This window comes from Streptomyces sp. NPDC002206 (assembly GCF_053593595.1).
Map to the genome: position 1 here is coordinate 186,957 of NZ_JBSFCW010000011.1, position 16,332 is coordinate 203,288.

At 69.7% G+C, this 16,332-nt stretch carries 18 protein-coding genes and 1 pseudogene; 11 read left to right on the top strand and 8 right to left on the bottom strand.

Annotation, left to right across the window (positions count from 1 at the left end; all coding sequences use genetic code 11):
• Positions 1 to 606: 606 nt before the first annotated feature.
• Positions 607 to 2,247 (top strand): phytoene desaturase family protein, encoded by a 1,641-nt coding sequence (locus tag ACWCP8_RS22045; RefSeq protein WP_451117603.1) that lies wholly within the window; start codon positions 607 to 609, stop codon positions 2,245 to 2,247.
• A gap of 61 nt (positions 2,248 to 2,308) precedes the next feature.
• Here the strand turns inward: ACWCP8_RS22045 and ACWCP8_RS22050 are convergent.
• The 5 genes and pseudogenes from ACWCP8_RS22050 to ACWCP8_RS22070 form a co-directional block, all read right to left on the bottom strand.
• Positions 2,309 to 2,518: pseudogene (locus ACWCP8_RS22050) on the bottom strand (4-hydroxy-2-oxovalerate aldolase); the annotation flags it as partial.
• 131 nt (positions 2,519 to 2,649) lie between these two features.
• Positions 2,650 to 3,933 carry an FAD-dependent oxidoreductase gene (locus ACWCP8_RS22055; protein WP_352269478.1) on the bottom strand — a complete coding sequence of 428 codons (1,284 nt, stop codon included), beginning with the start codon at positions 3,931 to 3,933 and terminating at the stop codon, positions 2,650 to 2,652.
• Positions 3,934 to 3,969: 36 nt separating this feature from the next.
• The gene (locus ACWCP8_RS22060; RefSeq protein WP_451117605.1) at positions 3,970 to 4,689 is read right to left on the bottom strand and encodes a maleylpyruvate isomerase family mycothiol-dependent enzyme; all 720 of its coding nucleotides are present in this window, start codon (positions 4,687 to 4,689) and stop codon (positions 3,970 to 3,972) included.
• A complete protein-coding gene (locus tag ACWCP8_RS22065) occupies positions 4,686 to 5,513 on the bottom strand; it encodes a fumarylacetoacetate hydrolase family protein (RefSeq protein ID WP_352269476.1) in 828 nt (275 codons plus the stop codon). Before ACWCP8_RS22065 ends, ACWCP8_RS22060 begins: the two co-directional genes overlap by 4 nt.
• A 2-nt stretch (positions 5,514 to 5,515) precedes the next feature.
• Positions 5,516 to 6,676, bottom strand: coding sequence for a cupin domain-containing protein (locus ACWCP8_RS22070; RefSeq protein WP_451117608.1), 1,161 nt, complete (start codon positions 6,674 to 6,676; stop codon positions 5,516 to 5,518).
• Positions 6,677 to 6,751: 75 nt separating this feature from the next.
• Here ACWCP8_RS22070 and ACWCP8_RS22075 point away from each other — a divergent pair, with 75 nt between their 5' ends.
• Positions 6,752 to 7,531: an IclR family transcriptional regulator gene (locus ACWCP8_RS22075; protein WP_352269473.1), complete on the top strand. Its 780-nt coding sequence runs from the start codon at positions 6,752 to 6,754 to the stop codon at positions 7,529 to 7,531.
• A 76-nt stretch (positions 7,532 to 7,607) separates the two neighbouring features.
• On the opposite strand, the gene ACWCP8_RS22080 is transcribed toward ACWCP8_RS22075, so the two are convergent.
• The gene (locus ACWCP8_RS22080) at positions 7,608 to 8,435 is read right to left on the bottom strand and encodes an alpha/beta fold hydrolase (RefSeq protein WP_451117671.1); all 828 of its coding nucleotides are present in this window, start codon (positions 8,433 to 8,435) and stop codon (positions 7,608 to 7,610) included.
• Between ACWCP8_RS22080 and ACWCP8_RS22085 the strand changes: the two genes are divergently transcribed.
• Positions 8,373 to 9,035: a TetR/AcrR family transcriptional regulator gene (locus tag ACWCP8_RS22085; protein ID WP_451117673.1), complete on the top strand. Its 663-nt coding sequence runs from the start codon at positions 8,373 to 8,375 to the stop codon at positions 9,033 to 9,035. The genes ACWCP8_RS22080 and ACWCP8_RS22085 overlap by 63 nt on opposite strands.
• 552 nt (positions 9,036 to 9,587) lie before the next feature.
• Positions 9,588 to 9,914, top strand: a complete 327-nt coding sequence (locus ACWCP8_RS22090) for a hypothetical protein (protein ID WP_382835646.1) — start codon at positions 9,588 to 9,590, stop codon at positions 9,912 to 9,914.
• 449 nt (positions 9,915 to 10,363) lie between these two features.
• Here ACWCP8_RS22090 and ACWCP8_RS22095 read toward each other — a convergent pair whose 3' ends face one another.
• Positions 10,364 to 10,804, bottom strand: a complete 441-nt coding sequence (locus ACWCP8_RS22095; protein WP_355998342.1) for an ATP-binding protein — start codon at positions 10,802 to 10,804, stop codon at positions 10,364 to 10,366.
• Positions 10,805 to 10,973: 169 nt separating this feature from the next.
• Here ACWCP8_RS22095 and ACWCP8_RS22100 point away from each other — a divergent pair, with 169 nt between their 5' ends.
• Complete coding sequence (locus ACWCP8_RS22100) at positions 10,974 to 11,144, top strand: hypothetical protein (RefSeq protein WP_329165044.1); 171 nt, start codon at positions 10,974 to 10,976, stop codon at positions 11,142 to 11,144.
• Positions 11,145 to 11,280: 136 nt separating this feature from the next.
• Positions 11,281 to 11,448 carry a hypothetical protein gene (locus ACWCP8_RS22105; RefSeq protein WP_352269467.1) on the top strand — a complete coding sequence of 56 codons (168 nt, stop codon included), beginning with the start codon at positions 11,281 to 11,283 and terminating at the stop codon, positions 11,446 to 11,448.
• Between the two features lie 144 nt (positions 11,449 to 11,592).
• On the opposite strand, the gene ACWCP8_RS22110 is transcribed toward ACWCP8_RS22105, so the two are convergent.
• The gene (locus ACWCP8_RS22110; RefSeq protein WP_451117611.1) at positions 11,593 to 12,015 is read right to left on the bottom strand and encodes a YjbQ family protein; all 423 of its coding nucleotides are present in this window, start codon (positions 12,013 to 12,015) and stop codon (positions 11,593 to 11,595) included.
• A gap of 92 nt (positions 12,016 to 12,107) precedes the next feature.
• Here ACWCP8_RS22110 and ACWCP8_RS22115 point away from each other — a divergent pair, with 92 nt between their 5' ends.
• From ACWCP8_RS22115 to ACWCP8_RS22135, 5 genes are all read left to right on the top strand, one after another.
• Entirely contained in the window at positions 12,108 to 12,191 is an 84-nt protein-coding gene (locus ACWCP8_RS22115; protein WP_311307964.1) for a putative leader peptide, read from the top strand.
• Positions 12,192 to 12,391: 200 nt separating this feature from the next.
• Positions 12,392 to 13,276: an ABC transporter permease gene (locus ACWCP8_RS22120; protein ID WP_451117613.1), complete on the top strand. Its 885-nt coding sequence runs from the start codon at positions 12,392 to 12,394 to the stop codon at positions 13,274 to 13,276.
• Entirely contained in the window at positions 13,249 to 14,007 is a 759-nt protein-coding gene (locus ACWCP8_RS22125) for an ABC transporter ATP-binding protein (RefSeq protein WP_451117615.1), read from the top strand. The genes ACWCP8_RS22120 and ACWCP8_RS22125 overlap by 28 nt, the downstream gene beginning before the upstream one ends.
• 61 nt (positions 14,008 to 14,068) lie before the next feature.
• A complete protein-coding gene (locus ACWCP8_RS22130) occupies positions 14,069 to 15,097 on the top strand; it encodes an ABC transporter substrate-binding protein (protein WP_451117617.1) in 1,029 nt (342 codons plus the stop codon).
• Positions 15,094 to 16,302: an LLM class flavin-dependent oxidoreductase gene (locus ACWCP8_RS22135; protein WP_451117619.1), complete on the top strand. Its 1,209-nt coding sequence runs from the start codon at positions 15,094 to 15,096 to the stop codon at positions 16,300 to 16,302. The genes ACWCP8_RS22130 and ACWCP8_RS22135 overlap by 4 nt, the downstream gene beginning before the upstream one ends.
• Positions 16,303 to 16,332 lie beyond the last annotated feature (30 nt).

Here is a 16,332-nt window from a genome sequence, read left to right on the forward strand (position 1 = left end):
GGCTGCCCAGAGACCCACCCCGCTCCGGCTGCCGGTATGCCGGAGGACCGGCGAGGTCCCATGGGCACCCCGCGCTGCGAGAGCCCAGGGTGCCAGCTCCGCGAGCATTTATGCAGTTCAGAGGCTTTTGTGTTGCGGCACATGGGGAACCGGACGAAAGTGTTGATACCACCCAGCATGTGGAGGTGAGAGCGCTGAGCCATGTGTCGCACCGTCCTGGGTGAGCGGCAGCAAGCGAGACCGCTGTCCCCTACCGCCTGCCCGGACCGGCCGGGAACCGTGCATGCCTCACCGCATCCTGCTCGATGAACTCAAGCCACTGCAGCCAATGACGGCACAGCACGGAATAAATTGCATGAAAATCACCCATCGTGGCGCATGCAGTCGGTACCCGTACCGGCTCTGTACGGCGACAGGGAGCAGCGTTTCGACTGCGGTTCCGGTCGCGCATGTCGGTCCGCAACACCTCCCAGATGCGTGCACTTTTGCTCCCTGCCACTCTGGGGCGCCACCCGCGCCCGTGAACAAATTGCTGTCAGCCGCGGACAACCGCTGCCCGCACCTCGTGCACAAGGCCGCCTCTACCACTGGGAGGTGAGGTACCAAGTGACGGAAGTCGATGCCGTCGTCATCGGTTCCGGTGTCAATGGCCTCGTGGCCGCGGCTGAACTGGCTCGTGCCGGATGGTCAGTTGTCCTGGTCGAGCGCAACCCGGACATCGGCGGATTCATCGCGACTGAGCAGCGCACGCTGCCGGGCTACCTCCATGACACCTACTCTTCCTGGCACCCGCTCTTCGTTTCCGGCCCGGCCTTTGCCGGCCTCGGAGAGCTGTTGCGCCGGCACGGGCTGGAATACCGCAACACTGACGCCTGGGTCACTGCCAGCGTGGCCGATGACGGACGGGTCACACTCGCGCATCGAGACCCGGAGCGCACCGTCGCGGGTTTCGCGCACGAGACGGACCGAATCGCGTATCTGGCCGGCCTGAGTCGGCTGAATGACAACATCGAGTCGATCGGTGGGCTGATGGCCAGCGAACTCCGCTCACCAGCACCTTTCCGGCACCTTGCCGGTCTGCTCCGCAACGGTGGGCGCGCCGGTGTGGAGCAGTGGTTGCGCTCGGTGGCCAGCAGCGGCCGGGGGTATGCGCGCACGGAATTCCGGGGGTCCGAGGTCGACCATCTCTTCGCCCCGTGGCTGCTGCACGCGGGACTGTCGCCCGACCACGCAGCGGGTGGATTGATGGTGCCGTTGCTTGCCGCAACTTTGCATGGATTCGGCCTGCCGGTGGTGGCCGGAGGTTCGGGCTGCTTTCTCGACGCCTTCAGATCGCTGCTCGGTTTCCTGAACGTACGGGTGGAGACCAGCACGCCGGTGGAGCGCGTCCTCGTCGAGCGGGGTCGCGCGGTGGGAGTGGTGGCGGCCGGCCGTGTGCTGCGTGCCCGCCGCGCGGTGCTCGCCTCCGTCACTCCCACCGCCCTGTACGGCAGTCTCCTCCCGGACAACTCGGTGAGCCCGGGACTGCAGGCCGAGGCCGCACGTTTTCGCTATGGCCGTGCCGCTATGCAGATCCATGTCGCGTTGTCCCGGCCGATCGGCTGGCAGGACGAGCGCCTGAGTCGGATCCCGCTCGTCCATCTCACCGACGGGTCGGGAAGCACCGGTATCGCCTGCGCAGAAGCCGAGGCAGGTCTGCTGCCCCGCCGCCCTTCGGTGGTCGTCGGGCAGCAGTACGTCCTGGACCCCAGCCGGGTGCCGACCGGAGCCGCCGCTCTGTGGTTGCAGTTGCAGGAGGTGCCGTTCTCACCACGCGGAGACGCGGCCGACGAACTGGACACCACCCAGGGCTGGACCCCCGAACTCGTGCAGGGCTACACCGACCGGGTTCTGCAGCGGCTAGCCCAGCAAGCACCGGATCTCCACGACCGGATCCTGGCCGTCGATGTCGTCACGCCCCCGCAGCTCGCCCGCTACAACCCGAACTCGGTCGAGGGCGACCCGTATGGTGGCTCCCTGGAACTGGACCAGAGCTTCCTGTGGCGCCCCCTGCTCTCTTCCGGGCGCCACGCGACCACCGTCCCCGGGCTCTGGCACATCGGAGCCTCGACGCATCCAGGGCCGGGGCTCGGCGGCAGCTCCGGCCACATGGTTGCCACCGCGCTCATCAATCATTCACGACGCACGCGCCGCTTCGGCCTGTCAACCACACGCCAGGGCTCCGGGCGAGGCCGTCGAGGGAAGTAACAGGTCAATATGCCGCACACCTGGTTCGATGAGGGTGCTCCCACGCTGCGACTCGCAGACCTCAGCGGCCGGCCGCCAGGCCGAGGGCGATGTCGACGATCATGTCCTCCTGGCCGCCGACCAGTCGTCGCCGGCCGCATTCCATCAGGATGTCGCGCACGTCGACTTCGTACCGCTGCGCGGCGGTCTCCGCGTGCCGCAGGAAGCTGGAATAGACACCCGCGTAGCCCAGCGTGAGGGTCTCGCGGTCGACCCGGACCGGGCGGTCCTGCGCGAACGCCGTACGCGCCGCGGCCACGGCCCTGGGCTCCGCCCTCGCCCGCCGGCGCCCCTGAAACCGGCCGTGGCCGGGTGCGACGCACTTCGCGTCACACCCGGCCACGGTCCGGGGCGTGTGGGTGGTCAGGCCGCCCGGTCCTCGACGGCCGCCGAGGAGAGCGGGATCGGCGTGAACATCTCAGGTTCCTCGTCCGGGGTCAGCGCGGTCGGACCGTACACCCAGTCGGTGAAGGAGTAGTCGTCGGCGTCCCGCGCCCGCATGATCGCGTTTCGCTGGAGCCGGGACTCCCCGTCGAGGTGCCACAGCTCGCCCCAGGCGCGGGCCGTCGTCTGCACCCGGCGGCAGTGCTCCACCCGGACCGCCTCGTACGCGGCCAGCGCACCGTCCCAGTCCGGCTCGGTGCCCGCCGGGGCGGCCTCGGCCAGCCGGGCGTAGTGCTGGGCGAGCACCCAGCCGTCCTCGATCGCCATGATCGCGCCCTGCGCCATGTACTGGAGCGGCGGGTGCGCGGCGTCGCCGAGCAGGGCGATCCGGCCGTGCACCCAGGTCTCGATCGGGTCGCGGTCGAACATCCGCCACCAGCGGTCCCGCCACATCAGCGGAATGCCCTTGATGACGGTGTCACAACTGCCCACGAAGGCCGCGTCCAGCTCGTCGGGGGTGCCCCAGTCCTCCTCGCCGGCCAGGGCCTTGGGCGACTCGAACACGGCGACCTGGTTGAACATGTCGCCGCCGCGCAGGGCGTACTGGACGAAGTGGCGGTGCGGGCCGACGTAGACGGTGACGTCGTTCTCCGCGATGCCGTTGTCCTTGACCTGCTCGATCGGGACAGCCGCGCGGTAGGCGACGTAGGAGGAGCTGACCACGTCGTCGCCGATCAACTGGCGGCGGGCCACGGAGTGCAGTCCGTCGGCCGCGATGACCAGCGGGGCGGACTCGACCCGTCCGTCCTTCAGGAGGACCCGGGCGCCACCCTCGGTGTTCTCGTAGCCGACGACGACCTGGTCGTTCAGCAGCTCGACACCGGCGCGCCGGCAGGCGCGCAGGAAGATGCCGTGCAGGTCGCTGCGGTGGATGACCATGTACGGAAAGCCGTAGCGGCGTTCGAGGTCGCGCAGGTCGAGCCGGGTCAGCACCTGGGAGTCGAGCGCGTCCCGCATCACCATGTTCTCCGGGACGACGCCCAGCGACTTCGCCTCGTCCAGCAGGCCGTACTCGGCGAGGATGCGGGTGCAGTTGGGGGCGATCTGCAGGCCGGCGCCGACCTCGCCGTACTCCGGGGCCTGTTCGAGAACGCGTACCCGCAGTCCCTGGCGTGACAGGGCGTAGGCGGTGCTGAGGCCGCCGATGCCACCGCCGACCACCAGGACGTCGGGCTGTCCGGCAGGCGTGGGTTCAGGGTTCATGTGCTGTTCCTTGCGTGTGCGGGGCGGGCCCCGGGTTCAGAGCCAGGCGCCCAGCGCGGGGGCGGGGGTGCCGTCCGCGGCGCGCAGGTCGGCGTCGCGTCCGGTGAGGTAGGCCGCAATGTCGTGCAGTTCGCCGGTGACCGGGACGGGCTCGCCGTCGCCCGGCAGCTCCCAGCCGGCGCCGGTGGCCGGGACCCGCAGGGTCACGGCCGGGCCGGGGGCCGCGGCGCGCTTGGCGGCGACGTCGTCGCACAGGGCGGCGAGGAAGTCGGCCGGCAGATCGGCGAAGGAGACGCCGGTCGCCAGGTCGACGGCGTGGACGCACACTTCGCGGGAACGCATCCAGGGCAGTTCGGTGGCGGGGACGGTACGGCCCTGGGCAGTGACGACCTCGTGCCGCCACTGCTCGTCGGTGAGCTGGTCCATCCGCGCCTCCAGCGCGTCCGCCGAGCGGCGCAGCCAGGCGGTCAGCCGGTCGGCCGGCAGGGCGCGGCCGCGTTCGATGCCGGCGGCGCGTTCCTCGGGCGAGGCGTACATCGGGGTGGGTTCGCCGGTGGCGGCCCAGTGGACCAGGTTGGACAGGGCCTCGGCGTTGGCAGCGACATGCGCGGCGATGTGGGCGCGGCTCCAGCCGGGCAGGGTGCTGGGCGCGGCGTACCCGGCGTCGTCGAGTCCGGCGACGGCGTCGAAGGTCAGCTCGGCGCCGATCAGGGCCCAGCGGCGGGCGTCGGCGAAGGTGCGGGTGCCGTTCGTCACGCTGCGACGACCTTGTTGGCGCAGGCGCCGAGGCCGGAGATCTCGGTGACCACGTTCTGGCCGGGGAGCAGGAAGACCTTGGGGTCGCGGGCGTTGCCGACGCCGGCCGGGGTGCCGGTGGCGATGATGTCGCCCGGACGCAGGGTGATGACGGTGGAGATGTACTGCACCAGGAAGACCGGGTCGAACAGCAGCGTGCCGGTGTCGTCCCGCTGCATGACCTGGCCGTCGACGACCGTCTTGACCTTCAGGGCGGGGCGGACGCCGCCGACCTCGTCGGGGGTGACGACGTACGGGCCGACCGGGGTGGTCGCCTCCCAGATCTTGCCCTGGGTCCACTCGATGGTGCGGAACTGCCAGTCGCGCACCGAGATGTCGTTCATGACGGTGAAGCCGGCGATGGCGTCGGCGGCCTGCTGCTCGTCGGCGCGGCGGACCTGCTTGCCGATCACGACGGCCAGCTCGACCTCCCAGTCGAACGCGTCGGTCTCGGCCGGCTTGACGATGTCGTCGTTCGCGCCGATGAGGGTGTCGGCGAACTTCGGAAAGAGGGTCGGGTAGTTGGGGAGGTCCCGCCCCATCTCCTTGATGTGGTTGGTGTAGTTGTGGCCGACGCAGACGACCTTGGACGGGTTCGGGACGACCGGCGCGAAGTCCGCGCCCTCGCCCGGGTAGGTGGTGCCGGAGGCGGCGGCGGCCTTGGCCTGCCAGTCGGCCTCGGCGAACAGTTCACCCAGGTCGGTGTAACCGAGGTCGACGTGGACGTCGCCGTCGAGGCGGACCGCCCGGGTGCCGTCGGTGGTGCGGATGGTGGCGAGCTTCATGGTCAGGTGTCCTTCTGGGTGCGGTTGAGCTGAAGCGCCTCGAAGACGGGCGCGTCGGAGAAGCGGAAGAGGTCGAGGGCGCCGGAGTCCGAGTCGGTCCCGCCGGCCTCGGACCTGGCGGAGAACGGTTCCCAGGACGGGACGACGAACAGGTCGCCGCGGCTGACCGTCCAGGACTTCTCCCCGACGGTCACGACACCGGAGCCGTCGAAGACCTGGTAGACGGAGGAGCCGGTCTCGCGCACGGGCACGGTCTCGGCGCCGCGCGCGACACGGTGGAACTCTGCGCGGATGGTCGGCAGCACGTCGGAGCCGTCGTGCGGGTTGGCGTAGCGCACCGCGGCGTGGCCGGGCTCGACGGTGCCGCCGTAGCCCTCCTTCTCCAGCAGCAGCTGGTCGCGCAGGGCGGCGTCGGTGTACTCCCACTTGTAGGAGAGCAGCGGGCTGCCCGGGGTGGCCGGGGCGGCCGACAGCGGGCGCAGGCCCGGGTGGCCCCACAGGCGCTCGGAGCGCGACCGCTCCGGCGTGATCCGCTCGGCGTCACTGATCTCGTCGCGGCCGAACTCGAAGAACTGCGCCTCGGTGACGTACTGGAGGGGGATGTCCAGGCCGTCGATCCAGGCCATCGGCTCGGAGGTGGCGTTGTGGTGGGCGTGCCAGTTCCATCCGGCCTGCGGGAGGAAGTCGCCGCGGTTCATCGCCACCGGGTCGCCGCCGACGACCGTCCACACGCCCGAGCCCTCGACGACGAACCGGAAGGCGTGCTGGGTGTGGCGGTGCTCGGGGGCGTCCTCACCCGGCATCAGGTACTGGATGGCCGCCCACAGCGTGGGGGTGGCGAAGGGCCGTCCGCCGAGGGACGGGTTGGCCAGCGCGATGGCGCGGCGCTCGCCGCCGCGGCCGACCGGGACGATGTCGCCGGCCTGGGCGGCCAGCTCGCGCAGCCGCTGCCAGCGCCACATGTGCGGTACGGCGCGCGAGCGCGGGTGGGCCGGCATGAGGTCGCCGATCTCGGTCCACAGCGGGACGAGCAGCTCGTTCTCGAAGCCCCGGTACAGCTCTTCGAGAGCCGGGGTGACCTCGGGCTGCCCCTCCGCGGCGACGGCCTGCAGCCGCACCGGGGAGCCCGAGGCGATGTCATGGGCGAGGGAGGAGTGAGTCACAAGCCACAGCGTGCGCCGTTTCTCTCTGAAGAACATGTAGATTCTGCAGAGCAGAACCATCCCCGGGAGCATGCCATGGACAAGCCGCTCAAGACCCCGCCGCCCTACCCCATCGCCAGCGTGGACCACGCGCTGCGGGCCGCGGCCATCCTGCAGATGGAGGGCGGCGCGAGCGTGTCGCAGATCGCCGAGCGGCTGGGCGTCGCGAGGTCGACCGCGCACCGGATCCTGGCGATGCTGGTGTACCGGGACTTCGCCGTCCAGGGCGAGGACCGCGTCTACCGGGCTGGCCCGGTGCTTGAACTCGCCTCGCACTCCCAGTCACTGGTCTCCCGGCTGCGGGCCGCGGCCCTCCCGCATCTGCACCGGGTCGTCGACCTGCTGGACGAGACCGCGAACCTGATCGTGCGCACCGGGGACACAGTGCGGTTCATCGCCAGCGTCGAGTGCCGGCAGGCCCTGCGGGTCGGCTCACGCGAGGGCATGGTGTTCCCGGCCCACCGCACCACGGCGGGCCTGCTACTGCTCGCCGGCCTCTCGGACGAGGAGCTGGACGAGGTGTACGCGGCCGAGCGGTACCGGGAGCGTCCCTCCGAGCGCCCGGATCCCGACCAGCTGCGGTCTGAGCTGCGGCGGCTGCGGCGCAACGGATTCGCCGTCAACAAGGGGCGGTCCGAACGCGGTCTGGTCGCTGTCGGCGTACCGGTGCGTGACCGGGACGGCGCCGCGCTGGCCGGTCTGTCGGTGTCGCTGCCCAGCGTGCGCTACGACCCGCACCGCCTGCGGTCCCTGGTCGCCACCCTGAACGCGGCGGCGCACGCCCTGGAGCAGGACCTCGCCGAGGAGGGCCCCTGACAAACGAGAGGGGCCTGTACGTCGCCGCCGGCTCGGCGGTGTCGTACAGGCCCCTCCCGGCCGGTCGGCCCGTGGCTCAGTTGTTGGCGACGAAGTCGGTGACCAGCCGGTTGAACTCGTCGGCGTGCTCGATCATCGCCCAGTGGCCGCAGCGGTTGAGCACCACCAGGCGGCTGTCCGGGATGTTCGCCAGCAGGAACAGCGAGGTCTCGTAGGAGACGACGCGGTCGTCGCGGCCGTGGATCAGAAGGGTCGGCACCTGGATCGTCGGCAGCAGCTCCGGCTTGACCCACTTGGGCAGCGGGGCGCCCTGGGGCATGCCATCGACGTAGTTGCGCAGGTGCTCCGGGCGGGCGAGCGCGGCGTCCGAACGGGCCTGGCACAGCTCGGGGGTGGCGAACCGGGCCTTGTCGAAGACCATGATCTCGACGAGCCGGCGCATGTTCTCCGGGCTGGCGTCGCGGTAGGTCTCGATCAGGACCTTGAGGCCCTCGGACGGGCCGTCACCGGCGCCGAAGAGGGTCGGCAGCCGCATGCCGACCGGCGGGCCCATGGTGACCAGGTGGGATATCCGCTCGGGGTGCTCGGTGGCGAGGCGCAGCGAGGTCTGGCCGCCCATCGAGTTGCCGACGAAGGCGGCCTTGTCGATGTCGAGGGCGTCCATGAACTGGATCGCGGCCTCGACGTGGTCGAGACGGTCGACCGTGGCGGCGTCCGACTCGCCCCAGCCGGGCATGTCGACCGCGTACACGTGGAAGTGCTCGGCCAGGGCCTCGATGTTGCCGGAAAAGTTGCTCCAGCCGGTGGCGCCGGGGCCGCTGCCGTGCAGCAGGATGACCGGGTGGCCGGAGCCCGCCTCGTAGTAGCGGAGCTTCCAGTCGGCGGTCTCGACGGTGCGGGCGATGTCCTGCGGGTTGAGGGTGACGCGGCCGCCCGCGTGATGTCCGTGCGCGGCTACGCCGGAACGCCGATGTCGGCGCTCGCCAAAGAGACCGGACTACCGAAGAGCGCCTTCTACCACCACTTCGAATCCAAAGCGGGACTACTCTCGGCCGTCATGGAACAGGGCGCGTACGGCTTCTTCGACGCCATGCGCGAAGCCCATCGCAACCCCTCGGAGGGCGGCACCCCCCACGAGCGGCTCCGCTGGTATCTGCGCCGGACCGGCAACGTCATGGAGAACGGCGAGGACTTCCTGCGCCTGCTGCTCGTGCTGGTGATGAGCCGCGAGGCGGCAGAAGCGCCCGAGGCCCTGCAGACCGTGATCGCGGTCCGCGACGAGGGGCGCGCCTACATGGCGCACATGATCCGCTCGTCCTTCCAGAGCGCGGGCGAGGAGACCGCCGACAAGATCGCAGAGGCCCTCGCCCCCTTCGGAATGGCCGGCTACGACGGCGCGTTCGTCGCCCTGCAGTCCGAAGGCGGCAGGCCCGTCTCGGCATGGATGGATCAGCTCGCCGACGCGATTGCGGCGCTCGGCGCGGCGATCATCGCCGCCGATTGACGAGGCCGCGACCCGCACCGGTGACGCTATTCCACCAGCAGGTCCGTACCGCCCGGACGCTGGGCATCTCGCCCGCGCCAGTGGTCCCGGGGGCAGCGGACGGTGCGCTGCCGGAGGGCTGAAACCCGATGCTGTCCACGGCTGTGGTCCAGGTGAATGACGGCGGCTGGAGCCGTCAGACGAACGCGAACGGCACCACGTACGCGTTCCGTGTCCGCCGCGGGAGCCTCAGCTCCTAAGCGAAATCCAGGATCGAACAGTGCGGCGGCTGAGGGCCTCAGACCTGCGCGTTCGCGAATCGAGCTCCACACCTGGCCAGGAACACCATGGAACAGCTGCCCCAACCACCAACGGCAACAAGGCACGTGGCCGGCCATCACTCAGCGCGTCCTCATGACCCGGCGCCTGACCAGGCGCAGATGGTGATTGCGGCAGGCGGTCACAGCTGTCGGCCGACCACGTTCCCGCCGGGATCGTCGGCCAGGACGACCGCCGCAGTGCTGCGCCTTCCCACCGGCTCTCGCTGAACGGCGAGTACGCGATCCTGGAGACATGGACATCGAGTTGTTGGTCGTCCCGAACTGCCCGAACGAGAAGCCTGCCGCCGAACAGTTGCGGCAAGCCCTCGACGACATCGGCCTGCACGACACCGCGTGGGACACCCGTGTGATTGTCGAGCAGGCCGAGGCCGAGCAGGCCGGTTTCACCGGCTCCCCAACTATCCACATCGACGGCCAAGACCCGTTCGCGGAGCCCGGCCGCTCGCCGGGGCTGGCCTGTCGGGTCTACCGCACGCCACACGGCCTGGCCGGGGTCCCGGATCTCGGCGAACTCCGGCAGGCGCTGGCGGCAGCATCCGTCGACGGACCGACACGGTGACAGAACACGATGCTGATTACTGCACAGGCGAGGACATGCCGGTTCGCTGACGTCTGTTCCAGCGAGACGAAATCGACCGGGCCCTCGAGCCCGAGTGGCAGGTGCACTCGACGGGACACCGGACCGAGAACGCCGCCGTGCCGGGCATCCGTCGGCGTGGCGGACAGTCACGCGCTGGTGCGCCACACACACGAGGCTCCTCGATGTCCGCGTCCGCATCCACGCGGGCAAGGACGCCGCCTTGCACGTCGCCCGGCACCTGCGCACGGACGGACCGCGCGCGGATCTCGACGTAGCACTGACTCCTGAGAGCGCGGCGCACTCTCTCCGCGATGCCTGTGGCCCGGCACGGCCGGGCCACAGGCATGTAGGGCAGCACCGGCATAAGGCGTGCGACGGGTCGGACCGGGACACCGCCCTCCAGCTACGGGTCGCTTCCGCCCCGGAACTCAGCTGACGTCCCCGCCATGCCGAGGTTTTGGAGCGCCCGGTGGTACGAAGCACGCGGTGACGGTCTTGCCCGACGCCTGCGGATGCGTGGCCCAGCCGTCGGCGAGTGCGTCGACGAGAGCCAGTCCGCGCCCCCCGGTCGTCGTGAGGTCTTCGGGCTGCCTGGCAGGGGGCAGGGGGTCGGAGTCGTGGACACTCACATGCAGGCAGTGGCTGTCCCAGGTCAGAACCAGCTGGGCGTCACTGTGCGCGTGCACGTGCGCGTTGGTGACCAGTTCGGAAACACTGAGCAGTATCGCGTCCACTATTTCGGGGGCATCCCTGGTCCACTCCAGGGACGCCAGGTGCTCACGCGTCCACCGACGGCCGGCCCGCACGCCTTGCGACACCGGAAACGACTGGGCCCATCCCATTGCGCGCAGCGACGTGTCCTTCGCCATTGCCACTCCCTCACTCGGCACTCCTCACCCCTTCTACCCCCGCCTTCGAGGAACACCCCCGCAACCCCGGCACGCAGCCCGGCCAACGTCCCGAAGCCGAAGCGGAAACGAGGTCTGTCTGTGGGATGTCCGGGCACACGCACCTCACCCCCTTCGAGAGGAGCACCCCATGCTCGGCATAGCCGCAGCCGTCCTGTTCGTCATCGCTTTCCTGATCAACGCAGCAGAAATCACCACCAATGACGTCTTCTCCTCCGTGAACCTCATGCTCCTGGGCCTGGCACTTCTTGCCCTGCACGTCGCGGGAATCGGAGCCGGCCGCCCTTCCCGCAGACGCTGACGACGCCGGCGGAAAACCGGCGCGGGCGAGCTCATCGAGATCCTCGCCCGCACCACGCAAGACAGCCCTGGCCCCGAATCAATTCGGGGCCAGGGCTGTTCAGACCAACGGGTCCTGGCGGCGCCACTCCAGTGTCATGGTCGACCTGAGCCGCGATGCCTTCGTATCGGCAGCAGAACTGCCATGGACCGCAAGGTTGGAAGCGGGCCTGGACTTCACTCTGTCGCCCAGCGATCTCGAAGCCACCACCCCAGAGACCTACCTGACCGTCAGCCCGGAGACTCTGGCCCACCGCCGCCACTGACCACCGAAGCCCACACCCACACGACGGACAGCAGCGCGGTCGCGGACCACGTGGACTGTCGCAAGACGACCACCTCCCCGACCAAGCGCACCAGTCAGTTGGCGTGGCCGGACTTCCCCTCTACAGTCCCACCGAAGCGACTCGCTAGCCGAAGAAGCTCAAGCGCACCTGCCGGTCCGCATTATCGACGTTCGTGTCGACCAGGCACACCGACTGCCACATACCCAGTTTCAGCCGTCCGCCGATCACCGGCAAAGTGGCGTGCGGTGCGATGAGGGCCGGCAGGACGTGGTCGCGGCCGTGGCCGGGGCTGCCGTGGCGGTGTTGGTAGCGGTCGTCCGCGGGCAGCAGTGTGTGGAGGGTGGCGAGAAGGTCGTCGTCGCTGCCTGCGCCGGTTTCCAGGATGGCGATTCCGGCGGTTGCGTGGGGCACGAAAATATTGAGGAGGCCGTCCCGGCCGACGGCGGCGCGGGTGAGGAACCGTTCGCAGTCGTCCGTCAGGTCGGTGACCGTCTCGGTGTCACCGGTCGTGAGGTGCAGAACGCTGGTGGTGAAGGCATCGGGCATGCCCCCATCTTCTCGCTCCTGGCACGAGATGGTGCGTCCACGTGCCGAGACGGCATTGACCGGTTCCGAGGTGCGTCGCTACGTTCGGCGACATGTTCCGTTCAGCTCTGCTCACTTCGCGCGGTCACATCGACCTGCTGCGGGTGGCCTCCGCCGCGTGTTGTCGCGGTTGCTGACGTTCCTTCAGCACGTATTCCGCAGGTGAACAAGGGGTCTTTCGGCCCGCACCTGGCCTGCGCACCCCTCTGTTGCCGTAGGCGCCTCGTCGTACGCCATCTCGCCCTGCCCCTGTCGTAGCTCCCGTGCCGTAGCGGGTCCGCCGTCGGGCTGTCGAGGCGTGCCTTCTCCCCGTCCGTGGACTGCTCGTGGAGCTTTCATGACCCTTGGCCATGCCCTCGCCCCGCCGGATATATCAGAGGAAATCGATACACCCGATCCTTGTACGGCAGTCGAACTCGAGCCCGTCGTGCCCCAGTCCGCCCGCGGCTCACGGCTGCGGTCCGTACCCCGCCCACTGCGGCGAGCCATCGGTCCGGTGCTGCTTCTCGCCCTGTGGCAGGCACTCAGTGCGACGGGTGTCCTGCATCCCGATCTGCTCGCGTCGCCCGGAACCATCGCCCGGGCCGGATCGGATCTGATCGCCGACGGGACCCTGCCGTCTGCGATGGGGATCTCGCTCCAGCGGGTTGCCGTGGGCCTGGTCCTCGGTGGCGTCGTCGGGACCGCGCTGGCGTTGATGTCCGGACTGTCCCGGCTCGGCGAAGATCTTGTGGACGCAACCGTGCAGATGCTGCGGACCGTCCCCTGGGTGGGGCTGATCCCGCTGTTCATCATCTGGCTGGGGATCGGTGAGGCCCCGAAGGTGGCGCTGATCGCACTCGGCGTGGCCTTCCATCTCTACCTCAATGTGTACGCCGGCATCCGGGGCGTCGACGAGCAACTCATCGAAGCGGGACAGTCGTTGGGGCTCGGGCGTTGGGGGCTCATCCGGCATGTGGTGCTGCCGGGCGCCCTCCCAGGGGCCATGACGGGGCTGCGCTATTCGCTCGCCACCGCCTGGCTGGCGCTGGTCTTCGGCGAGTCCGTCAACGCCGACGCCGGGATCGGCTTCCTGATGAACCAGGCCCGGGAGTTCTTCCGTACCGACGTCATCGTCGTCTGCCTGATCGTCTACGCATTCCTCGGCCTCACCGCCGATGTCATTGTCCGGATACTCGAAAGGCTGCTGCTGCAATGGCGACCGACCTTCACGGGCCAGTGAGTGCCCGGCTCTACGACACCGCCGTGCGGGTGGAGGGACTGACCCGTTCCTTCGACGGACGCGCCGTCGTCGATGGGCTCGATCTCACCCTCCGCGCCGGGGAGTTCACCGCGCTGCTCGGGCGCAGCGGCTGCGGGAAGTCGACTCTGCTGCGGGTGCTGGCCGGGCTCGACCGCGACATCACTGGCACGGTGATGGTGCCCAAGCGACGGGCCGTTGCCTTCCAGGCGCCTCGGCTGATGCCGTGGAAGCGGGTCTGGCGCAATGTGCTGCTCGGGTTGCCGGGCAAGCCCGAACGGGCGGTGGCCGAGCGGGCGTTGGAGGAGGTCGGGCTCGGCGAGCGAGCCGGGGCGTGGCCCAAGACGCTCTCAGGTGGTGAGGCGCAGCGGGCTTCGCTGGCGCGGGCCCTGGTGCGCGAACCCGATCTGCTGCTGCTCGACGAGCCGTTCGGTGCGCTCGACGCGCTGACCCGGATCAAGGCGCAGCAGCTGGTCGCCGAGCTCTGGCAGCGGCGCGGCTGCGCGGTACTGCTCGTCACACATGACGTGGACGAGGCGCTGCTGCTCGCCGACCGTGCGCTGGTGATGCGGGACGGCGCCATCGCGTACGGGACACCCGTTGATCTGGACCGGCCGCGCACCGTGGGCAGTCCCGAGTTCGCCGCGCTGCGCTCCCGGCTGCTGACCGAGCTGGGTGTCACGGAGGACGCCGCTCCGGCCGAGGCCGCCTGACCGGACGACCCCTGACCAACGCACCTTCCCTGTGTGTTCGACCTTCGGAAAGAGGCATGTCATGAGACGCCGCACCCTGCCCACCCTGCTTCTGCCGCTCGCCCTGCTGCTCACCGCCTGCGGTGGTGCCTCGTCCGCGTCCACCACGGACAGCACCGACGGCCAGGGCGACATCACACTCAACGTCGGTGACCAGAAAGGAGGTTACGAGGCGATCCTGCGGACCTCGGGAGAGCTCGACGACCTCGACTACCGGATCAAATGGTCGACCTTCACCTCCGGGCCGCCCCTTCTGGAGGCGGTGAACGCCAAGGCTGTGGACATCGGCGGTGTCGGCAACACACCGCCGGTCTTCGCCGCGGGTTCCGACTCGAAGATCGTGGTGGTGGGCGCCTCCCATGGATCGTCGGCGGGCGAGGCGATCGTGGTCCCGAAGGGCTCCGAGCTGAAGACGCCCGCACAGCTGAAGGGCAAGTCCATTGCGGTGGCCCAGGGAAGCTCCGCCCACTTCCAGCTCGTCGCCTCGCTGAAGAAGGCGGGGCTGAGCCTCTCGGACGTAAAGCTGAACTTCCTTCAGCCGGCCGATGCACTGGCCGCGTTCAGCCGGGGCAAGGTCGATGCCTGGGCGATCTGGGATCCGTACACCTCACAAATTCTGCGCAGTGGACAGGCGCGGGTGCTGACCACGGGGGAGGGGATCGTCAACGGCCTGAGCTTCCAGGTCGCCTCTCCCGCGGCTCTGAAGGACGCCAGGAAGTCCAAGGCGATCGGTGACCTGTTGGTCCGTCTGGAGCGGGCGCAGAGCTGGGTGTTCAAGCATCCAGAGGCGTGGGCGAAGGTCTGGGCGAAGGAGACCGGGCTGCCGTACGCCGTCGCTCTGGACGCCGTGAAGCGCAGTTACGGGACGCGGGTGCCCGTTGCCGTCGACCCGGCGGCGATCGCGTCCGAGCAGGCGATCGCCGACACCTTCGCCGATCTGAAACTCATTCCGCGCCGGTTCACCTTCAAGGACTACGTCGACACCCGGTTCAACCGCGATCTGCCCGCGTCCTCGGCAGCCCCCCGCTCGTACGGAAAGGCCACGTCATGAACGTTCATCTGCACTGGTTCCTGCCCACGGGCGGCGACGGCCGCACGCTCGTCGACCGCCACGCGTACACCGACGGCGGGATCAAACGGGACCGGATCACTCCGGTGAGCGGGGTCCGGGCGCCCGATATCGAGTATCTGGCACAGATCGCCAAGGCGGCCGAGCAGCTGGGCTTCGAGGCGGTGCTGACACCGACCGGCACCTGGTGCGAGGACGCCTGGCTGACGACGGTGGCGCTGGCGCAGCACACCGAGCGGCTGAAGTTCCTGGTGGCGTTCCGGCCGGGGGTGATCTCGCCGGTGCTCGCGGCGCAGATGGCCTCGACGTATCAGCGGATCACCCGGGGCCGGCTGCTGCTCAATGTGGTGACGGGCGGCGACTCGACCGAGCAGCGGCGGTTCGGCGACCATCTGGACCACGACCGGCGTTACGCGCGGACCGCCGAGTTCCTCTCGGTGGTCCGGGGTGTGTGGAGCGGGCAGCCGTACGACTTCGACGGTGAGCACTATCAGGTGGAGGGCGGGCTGACGGCGCTGCCGCCGGACCCGCTGCCGGAGATCTTCTTCGGCGGGTCGTCGGCGGCGGCCGGGCCCGTGGCCGCCGCACACGCCGATGTGTATCTGACCTGGGGCGAGCCGCCGGCGGATGCGAAGCAGAAGATCGACTGGATCCGCGGGCTCGCGGAGGAGCAGGGTCGCGATGTCCGGTTCGGGATCCGGCTGCACACCATCTCGCGCGACTCGGCGAAGGAGGCGTGGGCGACGGCGGACCGACTGCTCGGCGATCTCGATCCGGAGACGATCGCCGCTGCACAGCAGGCGCTGGGGCGGAGCGAGTCGGTGGGACAGCAGCGGATGCTGGCCCTGCACGGCGGCTCGCGCGACAAGCTGGAGATCTCGCCGAACCTGTGGGCGGGTGTCGGTCTGGTGCGGGGCGGTGCGGGCACGGCGCTGGTCGGCAGTCATGCGGATGTCGCGGACCGGATCGAGGAGTACCACGCGCTGGGTGTGGAGCACTTCGTGCTCTCCGGCTACCCGCATCTGGAGGAGGCGTACTGGTTCGGTGAGGGGGTCACGCCGGAGCTGGCGGCGCGCGGACTGCTGTCCACCGTTCCGGCTTCGCCGCTGCTAGGGGTACCTGCCGCGAACGGGCGCCCGGCGTCCGCGCCGGGCGGGGCACCGCTGCTGATCGCCGGGGGTCGCTGACCGGGAAGATCCCGGACCCCCACGCAGTTG